At 61.1% G+C, this 16724-nt stretch carries 11 protein-coding genes; 3 read left to right on the top strand and 8 right to left on the bottom strand.

Annotation, left to right across the window (positions count from 1 at the left end; all coding sequences use genetic code 11):
• Positions 1 to 2: 2 nt before the first annotated feature.
• From RAE04_RS03920 to RAE04_RS03905, 4 genes are read right to left on the bottom strand one after another with little or no spacing between them, the layout of a single operon-like run.
• The gene (locus RAE04_RS03920; RefSeq protein WP_317026498.1) at positions 3 to 2588 is read right to left on the bottom strand and encodes an AAA family ATPase; all 2586 of its coding nucleotides are present in this window, start codon (positions 2586 to 2588) and stop codon (positions 3 to 5) included.
• Complete coding sequence (locus RAE04_RS03915; protein WP_317026497.1) at positions 2588 to 3706, bottom strand: exonuclease SbcCD subunit D; 1119 nt, start codon at positions 3704 to 3706, stop codon at positions 2588 to 2590. The genes RAE04_RS03920 and RAE04_RS03915 overlap by 1 nt, the downstream gene beginning before the upstream one ends.
• Positions 3706 to 4527 carry an SWIM zinc finger family protein gene (locus RAE04_RS03910; RefSeq protein ID WP_198492869.1) on the bottom strand — a complete coding sequence of 274 codons (822 nt, stop codon included), beginning with the start codon at positions 4525 to 4527 and terminating at the stop codon, positions 3706 to 3708. Before RAE04_RS03910 ends, RAE04_RS03915 begins: the two co-directional genes overlap by 1 nt.
• A gap of 3 nt (positions 4528 to 4530) precedes the next feature.
• Positions 4531 to 7566 (bottom strand): DEAD/DEAH box helicase, encoded by a 3036-nt coding sequence (locus tag RAE04_RS03905; protein WP_317026604.1) that lies wholly within the window; start codon positions 7564 to 7566, stop codon positions 4531 to 4533.
• Positions 7567 to 7733: 167 nt separating this feature from the next.
• Between RAE04_RS03905 and putP the strand changes: the two genes are divergently transcribed.
• The 3 genes from putP to RAE04_RS03890 are packed head-to-tail and all read left to right on the top strand — an operon-like array spanning position 7734 to position 10409.
• Positions 7734 to 9299, top strand: coding sequence for a sodium/proline symporter PutP (putP, locus tag RAE04_RS03900; protein ID WP_284786631.1), 1566 nt, complete (start codon positions 7734 to 7736; stop codon positions 9297 to 9299).
• A 37-nt stretch (positions 9300 to 9336) separates the two neighbouring features.
• Positions 9337 to 9915 carry an HNH endonuclease family protein gene (locus RAE04_RS03895; protein ID WP_317026496.1) on the top strand — a complete coding sequence of 193 codons (579 nt, stop codon included), beginning with the start codon at positions 9337 to 9339 and terminating at the stop codon, positions 9913 to 9915.
• Between the two features lie 44 nt (positions 9916 to 9959).
• Positions 9960 to 10409 carry a DUF2269 domain-containing protein gene (locus tag RAE04_RS03890; protein WP_239272881.1) on the top strand — a complete coding sequence of 150 codons (450 nt, stop codon included), beginning with the start codon at positions 9960 to 9962 and terminating at the stop codon, positions 10407 to 10409.
• Positions 10410 to 10429: 20 nt separating this feature from the next.
• Here RAE04_RS03890 and RAE04_RS03885 read toward each other — a convergent pair whose 3' ends face one another.
• The 4 genes from RAE04_RS03885 to hutU all read right to left on the bottom strand — a co-directional run bounded on the left by RAE04_RS03885 (position 10430) and on the right by hutU (position 16553).
• Entirely contained in the window at positions 10430 to 11656 is a 1227-nt protein-coding gene (locus RAE04_RS03885) for an HNH endonuclease signature motif containing protein (RefSeq protein ID WP_317026495.1), read from the bottom strand.
• A gap of 147 nt (positions 11657 to 11803) precedes the next feature.
• A complete protein-coding gene (locus tag RAE04_RS03880; RefSeq protein ID WP_317026494.1) occupies positions 11804 to 13663 on the bottom strand; it encodes a DEAD/DEAH box helicase in 1860 nt (619 codons plus the stop codon).
• A 43-nt stretch (positions 13664 to 13706) separates the two neighbouring features.
• Positions 13707 to 14876, bottom strand: a complete 1170-nt coding sequence (gene hutI / locus RAE04_RS03875; RefSeq protein WP_317026493.1) for an imidazolonepropionase — start codon at positions 14874 to 14876, stop codon at positions 13707 to 13709.
• Positions 14877 to 16553 (bottom strand): urocanate hydratase, encoded by a 1677-nt coding sequence (gene hutU / locus RAE04_RS03870; protein WP_317026492.1) that lies wholly within the window; start codon positions 16551 to 16553, stop codon positions 14877 to 14879.
• Positions 16554 to 16724 lie beyond the last annotated feature (171 nt).

Below are 16724 nucleotides of genomic sequence, written 5' to 3'. Positions count from 1 at the left end.
ACCTAGATTACCCCTTTGAGGGAAGCTATGTCGCGCTCGTCGCGTCCCGGCACCCGGGAGTAGCGCTCTGGCATGCAGGTAAAGACCAATACCTGATTATCCCGGCCGACATGGGAAAAGAGCGTGGCCATAAGTTGCAGACGGTGCGCGTCAGTAGAACCCAGCGCATCGTCGACGATGACCGGTACCGACTCCGCCCCCACTAATTGCGCAATGGCAAAGCGGGTGAGGATGGCCAATTGCTCGCGGGCACCACCAGAAAGGCTAGCCAGACTTACCGTCTCATTGTCCTGAGTGCGAGCGATGACACGTAGATCTTCATCCAGTTCAAAGGTGATTTCGCCACCATAAACGGTGCGCGCCAACTGTGAGAGCGCAGCCACGAAGGGCGCGGCGTAGCGCTGGCGGGCGGCATCGCGGTGCTTGAGCAATATGTCGCGCAGGTAACGGGCTGCTTGGGCGCGCTTGTCGACGCTCTCGTACACCGCCCGAGCCATCTCTACCGCCGCGGTGGCCTGCTGTGCGCGCTCGGCGGCACCGGAGTGGAAGTTCACCTCGCTAGAAAGCCGGCCGAGGTCCACCTCGCAGCGTTGGATGCGTTCGGTGAGGTAATCTAGGTGGGATTGCGCGCCTTCCACCAAGGAGTTGGCGATCTTAAGGTCCACAGCTTCCATCTGATCCAGTTGCCCACGCAGGTCCGCCACTACGGATTCCAGGCGGATGACCTCGGCACGCAGGGCCTCGTCGGCGGCGCGTTCACGCGCGGAGGAAAGGTCTCGAGTCACGCGCTGCGCGTTTTCGCGGGCGGCGTCCAGCTCGGCATCTAGGCGCACCACCTCGTGAGCAAGGCGGCTTTCGCGATACGGCACAAGCTCGCGGTCGAGCGCATCGACCTTTTCGCTCGCGGCTTCCTCTGCGGCTTCGGCGCCAGTAAGGTCTACCTCGGCGGTATCTTCAAGGTCCGCGACCTTTTCAGCCAGCGCGGAATGCTGGGAGCGCAAGCCGGCCAAGTCATCTGGACCCAGCTCGGCACTAAGCGCACGGGTAGCGGCATCGAGGGCATCGTTCTGCGCACGGTGCGTCTCATGGGCTTCTTCGGCCGCAGCTACTGAACCTACGCCCAGGGTATCGAGCAGTTCTTGCAGCCGCATGCGCGCCTGTTCCACATCGCGCTGGGTGTCCTCGGCCGAGTAGGACCCAGCGGAAAAGCGGGCGGTGATATCGCCGATGGTGATTACGCGGGAATCAACAAGCTCGATGGCGGCACCCTCCCCCACCTCGATATCCTCGCCATCGACGCGAATGGTAGAACCCGCCGGTCCAGAAAAATGCACCTTGGCGGCCGCGGCTTCGTGCAGGCGCTCTGCTACCGAAAGGGCCGAGTCCGCCTTATGCAGACCGGTGATATCGGCAGCGGTCACCTCACGGCCGCGCTGCGCAACGACGGCGCGGGCTTGATCCGCCTCGGCGGCAAGGGCGTCAAGCGATTCTAGCCGGGCACTGAGCTGCTCAAACTTCTGCTTATCTTGCTGGCGGCGCGCTTGCTTAAGCGTGCTACGAGCCGCAGCATAGTCCTCTTTGGCCTCCGCCAGGCGCTTTTCTAATCTTTCCTTCTCCTCGGCCTCCTCTTTAGCCTTGTCCTGCGCGGCGGTGAGCCTGTACTGGGCAGCCTCGGTGGCCCTGGCAGATTCCTCGGCGGCGGTGACGAGCTCGGCGCGCTCGGTGACTGCGGATTGTGCACGAGCGAGATCGTCCGTGGCACGCTCAAGCGTGGCTTTATGGGAGTCCAGCTTGGCCTGCGCGGTCGCGGCTTCCTCGGCCCGAGACTGCTTGTCAGTGAGCTCGGCCTGCGCAGTGGGAAGTTCGGATTGGGCGGCGGCTTGGTCGCGCTCGAGTTGCTCATAGCGCTCGACCACGGAGTCGAGCTCGCGCATTACGCGGGTAGCCTCTGCGTATTCTTCTTCGGCGCGGGACAGGGCTTCGGCAGATTCTTTGTACTCGCCGGCCGGGTTACCCTTCGCAGCGGTGAAGTAGCGCTGATATTCCTTGTCCACGCGGGCCAAGAGCGCGGAATCATCGCCGGAGACTTCTTCTTCGGCTAGGCCGGATTCGCGCTCCAAGGCGCGGGTGAGGCTAGGAATGCCGACGGCAGAGATGGCCTCGCCGGTATCGTCTTGGCGCATAAAGAGGGCGTCGACAAGCGAGCGATCCAAGTGCTCCGAAAGGATGCGCTCCAGCTCATCGTCGGCCTGGCTGCCGGTAAATTGCGCCGGCCGTGGAGCCGTGACATTAAGCTCGCAGGATTTCTTAGATAGCCAACGTTTGGCAATGCGGAAGCGGTACTCCCCTACGCTCAGCTCGGCCGTAACTTCCGGGGCAACGTCCTTGCCCACCGGCTGCAAGGCGCGAATGCGCTTGGAGCGGCCGCTATGTTTTTCGGTGAGCACCACGTCGAGCGCCTCCACGATGGTGGACTTGCCTGCCTCGTTCTTGCCATGGATGACCACGACGCCGGTCTCAGGCAGCTCATCGAGGGCCAAGTGCTCAATGCCGCGGACATTGATGAGTTCTAGGCGGTGGATACGCATTAGGACTGTCCCTCCAGGCGGAATAGCAGGTTGGCGGCGTCGCGGGCGACGGGATCCTCGCGGTTCTCCAATAGTTCATGCAGCGCCTCGGCCGCGTAGCCGGAGATATCGAGGCTGGCCAATTCTTCCTCGCTGGGCTCCAAGTAGAGCTCCATGGTGCGCTCGCGGGGGCGCAGGGATGCAAATACGGCCTCGTACTCGTCCAGTCCGCGCTGCAGGCGGGCATGGGCCGCGACGCCGAGCGTGCCGCGCAGACTATATTTCACGGCCGTGCGCACCTTATCCGGGTACTCGCCCAAGCGCGCGAGGAAGCGGTCCACATCCTCGGCGGAATCCACGGCAGCGTCGAGGGCTTCAAAGGTCCAGCGGCCGATGCGGCGCTTGTCGACGTCCACCTCATCCCCCACGCGCACCACCAACGCATTGCCGGAATCAGATTCGCCGCCGCCAGTACTCGTTTCCTTATAGTCCGTGGTCTCCGGGCTACCGGAAAACCACACCCGGCCGGTGGTGCCGAGGCTCGCAGTGGAATGGGTATCACCGAGCGCGAGGTAGTCGATGACCCCGCGGTCCAGGCAATCCTCGACGAAGGCAAGGTCGATGGTATCGGCGTCATCCTCGCCGGAGCGGGAATCCACCTGGCCGTGGCCGACGGCGATGCGGATGCTCGCAGCCGGCTCCAATGGTTCGAGCGCTTGGCGGACCAAGTCGTGGTTCGCGCGCTTGGAAAGGTACGGCGCGCCAACCAGTTCCACGCCGGGTGCGACCTCGATAGGCTCCGAGTCTGCTATGACGTGGACATTGTCCGCGCTGGCCTTATAAAAGACCGAATCCGCCACCAGCGGGTCGTGGTTGCCGGGCAGGACATAGACCGGCACCGGTAGGCGCTTGAACATCTCCGTGGCGCGGGCGAGGATTTCGCGCGAGAGGGCATTATGCTCGAAGACGTCACCAGCCACGACGATGAACTCCGCGCCGGTGTCCTGAGCCAGCTCTCCCAGCCGGACGATGGCGGCCTCGCGGTCATCATTAAAGCGGCCCTGGGCCTCGCCCTTCAAAAACCACCGGGTCATGCCCAGCTGAAAATCGGAGGTGTGGATAAACGTGGTAGCAGTCATTAGTGCGAGAGGTGATAGTAGAGGTCTTCAATATCGGATACCGCGCGCAGGAGATCCAGATTGGTGTGTGAAACCGAGCGCATGGCCTTGCGCAACAGGTCCGGATCGGAGTCATCGATAGCTGGGGCTACCTTGGGCTGCGGCAGCTTCGGCAACTCACGGCCGTTCCAGAAGATGTCATTCTTTTCTTCCTCGGACAGGTCGCTCGGGGTAAAGCTTTCGCGGCTGACCGTCTTGGCCTGCTCTAAGACCATGCGCTCGAGACGGACAAAATCCAGACCACGCATATTAAAAATGACGGCTGGGTCCGCATCAGCACGGGTGGCGAGCTTATCGCCCACCGCCACGATGTGTTTGCACACGTACTCGCCATCTGGGCAGTCGCAGGTCAGACGCAGGTCTTCGGCCTCGGGGGCAAAGAGGGTGTCCAAGGCGGCGTCGGAAAGCAGGCCTTTGCGCGCATTGGCCACGGAATTGGGGGTCCGGGCGAACTCGGTGGCCAGCTGGGCAATATCATCGTTATTGCGGTACGGCAGCTGGATGAGCACCGCAAAGGGCTCATTCTGGGAGCCAGCCACGCGCCCGTGAATCGCACCGTTGCGCACCTCGAGGCCTACGACGTGTCCGCCCTCGGCATACTGACGGCCGCGGGTAATCCGGCCGCGGTCCGCACCGTGTGAGGTAAAGGCTGCGATCCGCGAAGCCGTAGTGGACAGGATGCGCCCGCTGCGGTCGACGTGATTGACTTCGTCTGGGGTACTTACCCGCTTTCGAGTGCCAAAATTGGCATAGATGACGTTGTCGTCGCCTTTGACGGCCATGGATTACTCCCTCCCCCGGTAGCTCATGAGTGCGGCCAGCTGATCTGGGTCCAGCTCGGTGAGCCAGCCCTCGCCTTCGCCCACCACGGCGCCGGCCAGCTGCGTCTTACCGTCCAAGATATCCTGGATGGATTCCTCCAGCGTACCCGCGGTGATCATCTTATATACCTGCACATTGCGGCGCTGGCCAATACGGAAGGCACGGTCCGTCGCCTGGTTTTCCACCGCCGGATTCCACCAGCGGTCCATGTGCACGACGATAGATGCGGCCGTCAGGTTCAGACCGGTGCCGCCGGCTTTGAGCGAAAGGATCATCGCCGGCGGGCCGTCTTCGGACTGGAAATCTTCCACCATCTGGTCGCGCTTATTCTTGGTTACGCCGCCGTGGAGGAAGGGGATATCGCGGCCCAGCTGGTCACTCAGATAGGGCTGCAGGATATCTCCAAAGGCCTTGTACTGGGTAAAGACGAGGAGTCGCTCGCCGGATTCGGTGGCCTCGTCCACGATGCGCATGAGCTCTTTGACCTTGCCGGAGCGATGCTTGCCCTTCAGCGTCACCGGCGAGTTATCGCCCAAGTAGTGCGCGGGGTGATTACAAATCTGCTTAATACGGGTTAGCGAGGCCAACACCAAACCGCGCTTATTGATGCCCGTAGCCTCCTGCAGGTCCTTCTTTACCTGGTTGACCAATGCCTTATACAGGGCGGCCTGCTCGGTGGTCATGGATACGGTGAGGATTTGCTCGGACTTTTCCGGCAGGTCATCGATGATATTCGGGTCCGTCTTGACGCGGCGGAGGATAAACGGCGCGGTGAGCTGGCGGAGGCGCTCGGACATTTCCTCGTCATTATTGCGCTCGATGGCCTTGGCAAAGTGATTGCGGAAGAACGAGGCGGTGCCCAGCACGCCGGGATTGCAGAAATCCAGGATGGAGCGCATCTCGGAGAGTCGGTTTTCCACCGGGGTGCCGGTCAGTGCCACGCGGTGCTCTGAGGGCAGCGAGCGCACGGCCTTGGACGAGCGGGTAGCGGAGTTCTTGATCGCCTGGGCCTCATCAAGGACAACGCGCTGCCAGCCCACCTCGCCCATGTCATTAAAGTCGCGGCCCACGGTGCCATAGGTGGTGATAACGAGGTCGCACTCGCTGGCCTCCTTAAAAAAGTCCTCGCCGCGCGGGCGGCTCGAGCCGTGCTGCACCATGACTTTGAAATCTGGGACGAAGCGTTGAGCCTCGCGCGCCCAGTTGCCCACCACGGACGTTGGTGCCACCACGAGCGTGGGGCCGGTCTGCTCGCCGCGCTCCTTCTCCACTGCAAGGAGGGAGAGTAGTTGGAGGGTTTTGCCGAGCCCCATGTCGTCGGCAAGCACGGCACCAATGCCACTGCGCGACATCCAATACAGCCAGTCGACGCCGCGGCGCTGGTACTCGCGCAGCTCCGCATGTACGGATGCGGGAATATCCACGCGTTCCGGGGCGACCTTGTCCACCCCACCGAGCAGCGCCGTGTGCCAGGTGCTGCCGGTGAACTCGATGGGCTCTTGGGTCATGGACTCCAACGCCAGCTCGCGCAGTTCGGCCACGGTGACCTGTTCGTGCTCCTCGCCGCCCTCATTGAATTCTTGGCGGCGGCGCTCCACGTCCGCCATCAGGGCTTCCCACCCTGGCTGGTCGAGCTGCTTGGCCATTTCCGCGGAGGCGGCTAGCTGCTCGAGCTCCTTCTTCTTGCGCGCGATGGACTTTTCCCGCAGCGCGTCCATGTAGCCGGAGACTTGGGAAACGACCTGCTTATCGGCCATGACCCACTTGCCGCGCAGCTGGATGAGGCCGGACTTGGAATTGACCAAGTCCTCCATCTCTTCCTCGGTCAGCTCCACATCGCCCACGGACATGCGCCAGTTATAGTCCACCAGCTTATTCATGCCAATGTGCTTCTTCGTGGCGGCCTCGGCCGGATCGCGGGCCTCGTGGGTTTCCAGCTTGGCCTTAGTTTCCATCTGCGCCCACGCCTTGGGCAGCATGACGGTCACGCCGCTGGCCTTGAGCTTATCCACCTCGTGGGTAATAAAATGAGTGAGCTGGTGGGTTTCAAGGTAGACGTCCCAGTCGCCGTCGCCAGGCTGCGGCAGCTGCGCGGTCTCCCCCAGCGTGGGTGCGATGCGCACGGCTTTGCGGTGAGCCTCGCGCAGCTTTTCCACACTCGCCCTATCCAAACTCTGCGCCGACACCGGCCGCGGTGAATCCGTGCCCGAGCGTACCCGCACGCGCACCGGCCACTTGGCTGCATCCGGGTCATCGTCAAGCGGTTCCTCCACGATGTAGACCAGCTGGAGCTCTACCTCGTAAATGGAATTCTTCCACTCATTGAGCCCGCGCAAAAGCTGCGCGCGTCCACGCCGGATCGGCCGCGTATCGAGCAACGCGCGGGCGAATTCGTGCCATGGCATTGGCCGCGGTGCTTCCGCCACGGGCCGCAGCTCGCGGAAGGCAATCCAGTGGGTGAGCTCATCGGCCAGGTCATCCGACAGCGCCCGGTTATTCACGTGCAAGATGCCCGGCGCAGCTGCCATCATCTCCGCAAGCCATCCGCGCTCACCCAGGCCGGAGGCCAGCTGCCACATGGGGAACCACTCATTGGCTTGGTAAGCAAGCCGGAAGGTCACGCGCCCGGCGCGCACGAACTTGCACAGCCCGCTGTAAGCATGGATCAGCCATTGGAGATCCGGCGCGATGGTGGCGGGCGGCTTGTGATTCAGGTGTTCCATTTGAGCAAGCGCCGCCACAGCCTCTTCTGGGCCGAACATTGCCATCGGCACCATCAAGGACACATCCTTACCCTTGGGCGTGCGCAGCGATACCCGTGCTCGGTTGCGGAAGGATTTCTTCGCCAAGATGGACTCCACCGCCGGCGGGAAGGTGCCTTCAGGAACGGCGTTGGGCATGACAATCTTGTGCCCTTCTACCTGTTCAATCCATAGACTAAGTCCCGTAACGGGGAGCCACAGTCCATGCACGAGGTAAGAAGCCATAACCGCCAGCATAGCAGCCCTTCCCATTTTGTTACATGCTCGTTATGTTCTCCCCTTTTCCCAGTTGAACGATAGAAAATCCATACGGAGATATGCGCCACACCTGTATTCTCGCTTGGGTTAACCTTGTGACCTCGTTAACGTGGGTATGTCCTACAGATCACTACAAGGAGTAAAACGTGCAAGATTCAACTTGGTACGTCATTGCGATGATCGTGTACCTCTTCGCAATGGCAGCCATTGGCTATTGGAGCTACAAACAAACCGACCAATATGACGATTATGTTTTGGGCGGCCGTGGCCTGCACCCATTCGTAGCGGCTCTTTCTGCTGGCGCATCCGATATGTCCGGCTGGCTACTGATGGGCCTGCCCGGTGCTCTATTCCTTTCCGGTATGTCCGAGCTGTGGATGGCCATCGGCCTGCTCGTCGGTTGCTGGGCTAACTGGAAGTGGGTCGCACCGCGCCTGCGTTCTTACTCAGAAATCGCGGCCAACTCCATCACCGTGCCGTCCTTCTTTGAAAACCGCCTGCACGATAAGTCCCGCCTGCTGCGCATCATCTCCGCAGCCATCATTATCTTCTTCTTTACCTTCTACGTCTCCTCGGGCATGGTTTCCGGTGGCCGCTACTTCGAGTCCACCTTCGGTGGTGACTACCTCACCGGCATGCTCGTCATCGCTGCGGTGACCATCTTCTACACCTTCGTCGGCGGCTTTTTGGCGGTGTCTTATACGGACGTCGTCCAGGGCGTTCTTATGTTCGTCGCCCTGATGATCGTGCCGATTATGGCCATTGTCTCTCTCAGCGATCCGTCTTCGATCTTCACGTTTGCCGCAGATAATCCTTATGGCACCGATGGCGTAGTGGAAAATGACAACTACTTCTCTATGTTCGCGGGCGTTTCCGCTGGCGTCATCATCGGCAACCTGGCTTGGGGCCTGGGCTACTTTGGCCAGCCGCACATCGTGGTCCGCTTCATGGCGCTGCGTAAGCCTTCCGACGCCAGCCAAGGCCGCTTCTACGGCGTAACTTGGATGGGACTATCCGTCATCGGCGCTATCTTCGTCGCCCTATCCGGCACCGTTTACTTCACCCAGACCGGCCACAGCATCACCGACCAGGAAAACTTCGAAACCATCTTCCTGGATATGGCGCAGGCCATGATGCACCCACTGCCCGCAGGCTTCGTCCTGACCGCGGTTCTAGCCGCCATTATGTCCACCATGTCGTCCCAGATGCTCGTCGTCTCTACTTCCCTCATCGAGGACCTCTTCCTCATCTTTGCCAAGAAGAAGCCAGGCGAGCAGGTCCTCATCAACCTCTCCCGCACCGCCATCGTAGCTATCGCGGTCATTGCCGCCCTGCTGGCAATCAACCCATCTGACTCCATTTTGGGTCTGGTTGGATTCGCTTGGGCAGGCTTCGGCTCTGCCTTCGGCCCGATCATCTTGCTCTCCCTGTACTGGAAGCGCCTCAACTCCGCCGGTGCCATTGCCGGCATGCTTACCGGTGCCATCGTTGCTATTGGCTGGGGTATGTCTCCGCTTTCCGACGTCCTCTATGAAATCGTCCCAGGCTTCTTCCTGGCCCTCATCGTGGCAGTTATTGTCGCCAAGCTCACCAAGGAGCCTAAGCCAGAGGTTGTGGCCGAATTTGAAGAGTCCACCAAGCTGGCCAAGCTCGTGGAAAATAACTCCAACCTCGACTTCGAGGAAGCAGCAGAGAAGGTCACCGATAAATAGTCGGAACCAACGCGGACTCCGCGCAGTCCAATAGGACATGAAGTCCTATTACCTGGCCGCGCTATCATGCGTCACCGTCCTTATCGGCGCATGGTATGCGTGGCCTTTTCCACGTTTTGATGTAGCTACCCTCCCAGCCCGGCCCGAGACCACCGGCTACAACCGCGAAGACTTCGGCATTTGGCAGCCCCACGGTGCCTGCACCACGCGCGAGATCATTCTAGAAAGCCAGGCCAGCGATCCCCTCCACGGCTGCCATGCCCGTAGCGGAACTCTCTATGACCCCTACAGTGGCACCACTATTCCTGCTACCTCCCCTATTGAGATCGACCACATTTTTCCCCTCTCCGCGGCCTATGACATGGGTGCTTCCGAGTGGGACCGCGAAACCAAGGTCCGCTTTGGCAACGATCCGCTCAACCTCGTAGCCACCAGCCGTGAGCTCAACCAAGAAAAGTCAGATTCCCTCCCTGCGGAATGGCTTCCCCCGGCCAACCGTTGCGACTACTCGCGCCGCCTCGCCGACATCGCCCGCAAGTACTCCCTTCCTCTACCCTCCAAGGATGTACGCGCGATGCAAAGGCAATGTCGGTTAGCCCTCCTGACTGGAAATTGATTAGGGTTGACGTGGCAACTTTCCGCGATTGAAGGGTTCTTTCAATGACTTCTTTCCTTGTATTCCTCCACGTGGCCGCGGCCATCCTCTTGATTGGCCCGGTGTGTGTATCCACTTCCTCCTACCAGACCCAAATGGCGAAGGCAGCACAAGGTGACCAAGCAGCCCTTGGCTCCGCCCGCGTTCTACACAACATCACCAATACCTACGGCTACATCTCCGCCATCGTGCCTATCCTGGGCCTCGGCGTATTCCTTTCCGATATCGACGCCTACAAGTCCGCGGTCAATTTCCACATCGCTATCCTCGTGGCCATCATCGCGTGGTGCCTGTTGTTCTTCGTTATTCTGCCGAAGCAGAAGAAGTCCCTGACGGCCCTAGAATCCAACTCCACCTTTGACTATGCAGCTGCTAAGAAGCCACTATCCGCATTCGGCGGCGTGTTCAACCTGCTGTGGATTGTCTGCCTTATCCTGATGTACGTCAACTTCTAAGTGGCCTTCTAAGAAGCCATTTATTCTTCTGGGACAGTGTCTTCACTGTCCCTTTTCTCGTTTTTGAGCTCCTCCTTCAACTTTTGTGCATCTTCGTGCGCATTTTCTCGATGCCGCCGCGTCGCCTGCGCCACCGTCTGTGCCCACCGCCGGTTCTTCGGCGCAAGAGGACCGCTAGCCTCGTCATAGACCCAAGTGGAATCCTCAAAGAGCCAGACGACGTCCCCGCTAATCGGGTCCTTAATATAGAAGGCCCGTCCATCGGTCTTTATGTTGTGGTGGTGTTGACAAAGGCAGGTCAAATTTGCTGCAGAGGTAGGACCCCCTTCGGCAAAATCGTGTCGATGGTCCATCTGGGAAGCCATCGCCGGCCGCGTGCATCCAGGCCACCGGCAGGTTCCATCGAGCCCTTCCACAAAGGCGCGGATATGCGGCGGTGTGACGTAGTTTCCGCTTTCATCCTCCGCTGCTGCATCCATGTCGCGCACGGTCGTGGCGCGCGACTGCATGTCATCCGCAACCTCCGGCGAAACCCAACCCAGGTTTTGGACGAAAGCAGGAGCATCCGGCAGGTCGCAGCGGTACATATTAAGCACCACTTTTGCCTTGGCCTCAGCCGCGCCAGTAAGCAACTCGATCGCCGCTTGCGCCAAAGGAATGTCCTTCTCCGCGGCCACACCGCGAATATTTCGATCAATGATCTCGGCAGTTTCTAAGCCGACATCGAGACAAACTGCGGCCCACTCCCCGCCCGTGGGCTCGAGGTGATAAGTCTCTTTGCGCCGCGGGTCGCGTGCGGCGATGGTCGGATCAAGGCGGACAATGAGCTCCCGCAGCTTTCGCCGCAGGTTGCGATGGGACGGTAATTTTTGGTTGGGGCGTTTGGGGGTGAGGTAGGTGGTTAATTCGGCGTCGATAAGCAGGCATTGTTCGGTGCCAATCTCGCCCAACTTGGACAGCGTCTGGTCAATAGTAATTAACCGGTCTAAATCTAAGTGGTAAAGCTCTTCCTGCCGGGCTTTAAGGCGCGGCAGCTCCTGTAATCGCTCAAAGGCGAAAATAATATTTCTAATTCGGGACTGCCGCGTTCCGGTGAGATCCGACAGTGATTGGCTAATTATTTCGATATCATCATCCGGGTCTGGATGCAGGCGCTTCCATAGGAGGTATTCGGATTTGCGGATGTCTGTAGCTGCTTGTGAGGTGGAATTTGCTGGATTGGTATTGGCAAAGTAAGGCGCATTCATGGACTTTCCCCGCAGAAGTTTCTCTAGAACATGTTTGCGCTTTCAGTATACAAAACCCCTCCGACACCCTACCCCCGTTTATAGTAAAACCGCAGGTCAAAGGGCGAGAAAAATGGGCCTCCGAAGAGGCCCATTGAGTCGAAAATGCTAGTCGCGCCAACGTCCACCGCGCTTGCGTCCGCCGCCGTGATCACGGCGTGGCGGGCGGCCGGTGTCCTTTTGAATCTTGATCAGCTGGCCGGAAATGCGGGTATCCTTCAGTCGGTCCAGTACTGCCGGGTCAAGGTTCTTTGGCAGGTCAACCAGGGTATGGCCCACCGCGATGGTGATACGGCCGAAGTCCTTGGCAGACAGGCCACCCTCGTTGGCAATAGCACCCACGATGGCTCCTGGGCGCACATTTTGCCGCTTGCCCACGTCCAGTCGGTACGTCTCAAAGTCTCCGTCCGGCCGCTTAGGACCACGGCCGTTGCCGCCGCCCTTGAAATCGCGCTTGCGATCGTCGCGGCGGTCGCGGTCGCGCTTCGGCTTGGGAAGCGGCTTGTCTTCCATTAGGAAGTTCTTGCCGTCCTGCAGCATGACGGCAAGGGCCGCAGCGATGTCGTCCATAGCCGCGTTATTGTCCTCGGAATACTTGCGCACCAGGGTGCGGAAGAAGTCCGCCTGCTTATTGTCCATGGAGTTGGTAATGGACTGCGCGAACTTTTCCTTGCGCTTTTCATTGACTTCATCGACGGACGGCAGGTCCATCTCTTCCAGACGAGCGTTGGTCACGCGCTCGATGGAGCGCAGCATGCGACGCTCGCGCGGGGTGACGAACAGGATGGCTTCGCCGGAGCGGCCCGCGCGGCCGGTGCGGCCGATGCGGTGCACGTAGGACTCGGTATCGTTCGGGATATCGAAGTTGACCACGTGCGTGATGCGCTCGACGTCGAGGCCACGGGCGGCGACGTCGGTAGCCACGAGGATGTCTAGGCGGCCATCCTTGAGCTGATCGACGGTGCGCTCACGCTGCGCCTGCGCAATATCGCCGTTGATGGCGGCGGCGCTGAAACCGCGGTCACGCAGTGTCTGGGCTACCTCTTCGGTCTCGTGCTTGGTGCGGCAGAAGACGATAATGGCGTCGTAATTGATGACCTCAAGGATGCGGGTGAAGGCATCCATCTTTGCGCGGTGCGGAATGAGGAGGAAGCGCTGCGTGATGTTGTCATTGGTGCGGCGCTCGGACTTCACCGTGACCTCGGCGGGGTTATCGAGGTACTGCTTAGAGAGGCGCCGGATAGCGTTCGGCATGGTGGCCGAGAAAAGCGCCACCTGCTTGCGGTCCGGGGTGTCCTCCAAGATGCGCTCGACGTCTTCTTGGAAGCCCATGTTCAGCATCTCATCGGCCTCATCGAGGACGAGGAACTGCAGCTGGGACAGGTCCAGCGAGCCCTTCTCTAGGTGGTCGATGACTCGACCCGGGGTACCCACGATGACCTGGGCACCGCGGCGCAGACCGGATAGCTGAATGCCATAGGCTTGGCCGCCGTAGATAGGCAGCACCTCGATGCCCTTGAGAGACTCGGCGAAGGATTGGAAGGAGTCCGCCACCTGCAGGGCCAACTCGCGGGTTGGGGCGAGCACGAGTGCCTGCGGATGGCGGGCCTTGGTGTCAATCTGCGACAGAACCGGCAGCGCGAAGGCTGCGGTTTTGCCGGTACCGGTCTGGGCGAGGCCGACTACGTCGCGGCCTTCCATCAAGATCGGGATGGTTTCTTCCTGAATGGGGGACGGCTTGGTGAAGCCTACTTTCGCAACGGCCTCCAGAATTTTCTCTGGCAGGCCAAGATGCGCGAACCCCTGGGAATTGTCGTTGGCTGAATCTTGGGACTCAGCGCCGGTGTCCTCAGAAGTATTCGCAGCCCTGGTGTCCTTGGTGACACCTTGCGAGTTGTCCTGAGATTCCGACTTATTAAAATCTTCCGGCTCGTTGACGCCGCCGGTGGCGTTATCGGTAATGCTCATTGCTTCACCAACCCTACGCGATTGCCGCCCCAAACTCCATATCCTAAGCGCCCGCGACGAAAGTGCGGTAGCTCAGCGGCATGCCCGGGCGGTAGGCCAAGTGCACGGCGCTGGGGGCGTCGAGCACGTGCAGGTCCGCTGCGGCGCCCTCCACAATGGTGCCCTTAGCGGGGCGCCCCTGCGGGTCGAGGCCATTGCCAACGTTGTGGCGGCGCAGGGCAGTCGCTCCGCCGGTGGTGGCGGCGTGAATGGCCTCATCGACGGAGAGGTGTTGCTGCAGGACCGCGGTGGTCACGCAGTAGTTCATCGAGGAGGTATAGGACGTGCCGGGGTTAAGGTTGGAGGCAATGGCGAGGGTAGCGCCGGCGTCGAGAAGCGTGCGGCCTGGGGCGAGCGGCTCGCGCGTGGATAGGTCGCAAGCCGGCAGCATCGTGGCCACGGTATCGGAGTTAGCCAGCAGCTCGACATCCTCGTCGCTCAAGTGATTGACGTGGTCTACCGAGGCCGCGCCCAGTTCGACGGCTAGGGCCACGCCCGGGCCTTCGCCCAGCTGGTTGCCGTGCACGCGCAGGCCAAGGCCCAACTTCTTGCCGGCCTCCAGCACGCGCCGGGATTGTTCCTCGTTGAAAGCACCGCGCTCACAGAAGACGTCGATCCACTGCACGTAGGGGGCAACGCCTTCGAGCATGGGGCCAACCACTTCGTCGAGGTAGTCTTCCGCATCTGCCCCTGGCGGGACCAGGTGCGCACCTAAGAAGGTCACGTCATCGACGTGGCGGGAGGCTACCTTGGCGGCCTCCACCTCGGACTCGGTGTTAAGGCCGTAGCCGGTCTTGGTCTCGAAGGTGGTGGTGCCACCGCGGCGGCCGGCGGCCACGCGATCCGCCACCAGCTTGTCCAGGCGGTCGGTACCGGCCTGGCGGGTGGCGTCCATGGTCACCGCGATGCCGCCTGCTTCATAGGAACCGCCGGAGATGCGGGCCTCGAATTCGGCGGAGCGGTCACCGTCGAAGACCATGTGGGTGTGCGAATCTACCCAGCCGGGCAGGACGGCACGGCCGCCCAGGTCCACCTTCTCGTCGGCCGCCGGCGCCTCGGAGGCTGGGCCGACCCAGGCGATGGTGCCGGATTGGGCGATAATTGCGGCGTCGTTAAGCGTGCCGCGCTCGCTGACCGTACGGAGTTCTGAAATGCCGGTAAAAAGTGTGCTCATCTAGTCCCTTGCCTTGAATTCCATTGGAATGCGGACGCCGCGCTCATCGGCGACCTCCTTCGCGCGAGTGTAGCCGGAATCGACGTGGCGGATAACGCCCATGCCCGGGTCATTAGTGAGCACCGCGCGCAACTTGGCCGCGGCGAGCTCGGTGCCGTCTGCAACGGTGACCTGGCCTGCGTGGATGGAGCGGCCCATGCCCACGCCACCGCCGTGGTGGAGGGAAACCCAGGTAGCGCCGGAAGATACGGCAGTCATGGCATTGAGCAGCGGCCAGTCAGCCACGGCATCGGTGCCATCGAGCATGGCCTCGGTTTCGCGGTATGGGGATGCCACGGAGCCAGAATCCAGGTGGTCGCGGCCGATGACGATCGGCGCCTTGATCTTGCCCTCGCGCACCAAGTCGTTGAAGAGCAGGCCGGCCTTGTGGCGCTCGTTGTAGCCCAGCCAGCAAATGCGTGCCGGCAGACCCTCGAATTCGACATACTCCTCGGCAGCGTCAAGCCAGTTGTGCAGGTGCTCGTTATCTGGGAAGAGCTCCTTGAGCGCCTGGTCGGTGACCTTGATGTCCTCTGGGTCGCCGGAGAGCGCGGCCCAGCGGAAGGGGCCTAGGCCCTCACAGAAGAGCGGGCGGATATAGGCCGGAACGAAGCCAGGGAACTCGAAGGCACGCTGGTAGCCGGCCTTGCGAGCCTCATCGCGGATGGAGTTGCCGTAGTCAAAGACCTCGGCGCCCTCATCTTGGAACTCAACCATGGCCTGGACCTGAGCGGCCATGGATTCGCGGGCCTTCTTGGTAAAGGTGGTTGGGTCGGCCTTGGCCTCGTTATGCCAGTCCTCCACGGTAATTTCAGAAGGCAGGTAGGACAGCGGGTCGTGTGCAGAGGTCTGGTCCGTGACGATGTCGACGGTAAATTCCCCGGCGCGCTGGCGGCGCAAAACCTCTGGGAAGACCTCGGCGGCGTTGCCTACCAGGCCGACAGACAGCGGCTTCTTGTTTTCCTTTGCCTCGAGGACCAGCTTGAGGGCCTCATCGAGGTCGGTGACCACCTCATCGAGGTAGCGCTTATGCTGGCGGCGCTTCAGCCGGGTCTCGTCCACGTCCACGATGAGGCAGGCCCCGCCGTTGAGGGTGACAGACAGCGGCTGTGCGCCGCCCATGCCACCGCAGCCACCGGTCAGGGTGAAGGTGCCGGCCAGGCTGCCGCCAAAGCGCTTCTTAGCCACGGCCGCAAAGGTCTCGAAGGTGCCCTGCAGGATGCCCTGGGTGGCGATGTAGATCCACGAGCCGGCCGTCATCTGGCCGTACATCATCAGGCCTTCATCCTCGAGCTTGCGGAAGTGCTCCCAGTTAGCCCAGTCTCCCACGAGGTTGGAGTTAGCAATAAGTACACGCGGTGCCCACTCATTGGTCTTCCAGATGCCCACCGGCTTGCCGGACTGCACCAGCAGCGTCTCATCGGACTCGAGGTCTGTGAGGGATTCTACGATGGCATCAAAAGCTTCCCAGCTGCGCGCTGCACGGCCGGTGCCGCCGTAGACCACGAGGTCCTCGGGGCGCTCGGCAACCTCGGGGTCGAGGTTATTCATGAGCATGCGCAAGGGCGCTTCGGTCTGCCAAGACTTGGCGGACAATTCGGTTCCGCGCGGCGCGCGTACTTCGCGTGGTTGAGACATGGCTTCCTTTCGTCGTGCTTTTCCGACGCCCTCCCAAGCCCCCTAGGCCGGTTTCCCGGGGCTGTCCCCGAGGACTTGCTCGGCGTCACATGTCATAAGGTACTGTGACGCAGCTCTGTGTACCATGACACATTAGCCCTAACTGTCTCGTATATGAGACACCCGCGGAAT

The sequence above is a fragment of the Corynebacterium sp. CTNIH16 genome, assembly GCF_032821655.1.
In the GTDB taxonomy this organism is placed as follows: domain Bacteria; phylum Actinomycetota; class Actinomycetes; order Mycobacteriales; family Mycobacteriaceae; genus Corynebacterium; species Corynebacterium marquesiae.
Note: the sequence above shows the minus strand (reverse complement) of the source record. Positions and strands in the feature narration are given on the sequence as shown.

Coding starts and splice junctions, on each gene's coding strand:
- RAE04_RS03905 (WP_317026604.1), bottom strand. CDS start 7,566: ATGCTGGCGGTTATGGCTTCTTACCTCGTGCATGGACTGTGGCTCCCC.
- RAE04_RS03895 (WP_317026496.1), top strand. CDS start 9,337: ATGAAGTCCTATTACCTGGCCGCGCTATCATGCGTCACCGTCCTTATC.
- RAE04_RS03885 (WP_317026495.1), bottom strand. CDS start 11,656: ATGAATGCGCCTTACTTTGCCAATACCAATCCAGCAAATTCCACCTCA.
- RAE04_RS03890 (WP_239272881.1), top strand. CDS start 9,960: ATGACTTCTTTCCTTGTATTCCTCCACGTGGCCGCGGCCATCCTCTTG.
- RAE04_RS03880 (WP_317026494.1), bottom strand. CDS start 13,663: ATGAGCATTACCGATAACGCCACCGGCGGCGTCAACGAGCCGGAAGAT.
- RAE04_RS03910 (WP_198492869.1), bottom strand. CDS start 4,527: ATGGCCGTCAAAGGCGACGACAACGTCATCTATGCCAATTTTGGCACT.
- RAE04_RS03920 (WP_317026498.1), bottom strand. CDS start 2,588: ATGCGTATCCACCGCCTAGAACTCATCAATGTCCGCGGCATTGAGCAC.
- hutU (WP_317026492.1), bottom strand. CDS start 16,553: ATGTCTCAACCACGCGAAGTACGCGCGCCGCGCGGAACCGAATTGTCC.
- hutI (WP_317026493.1), bottom strand. CDS start 14,876: ATGAGCACACTTTTTACCGGCATTTCAGAACTCCGTACGGTCAGCGAG.
- RAE04_RS03915 (WP_317026497.1), bottom strand. CDS start 3,706: ATGACTGCTACCACGTTTATCCACACCTCCGATTTTCAGCTGGGCATG.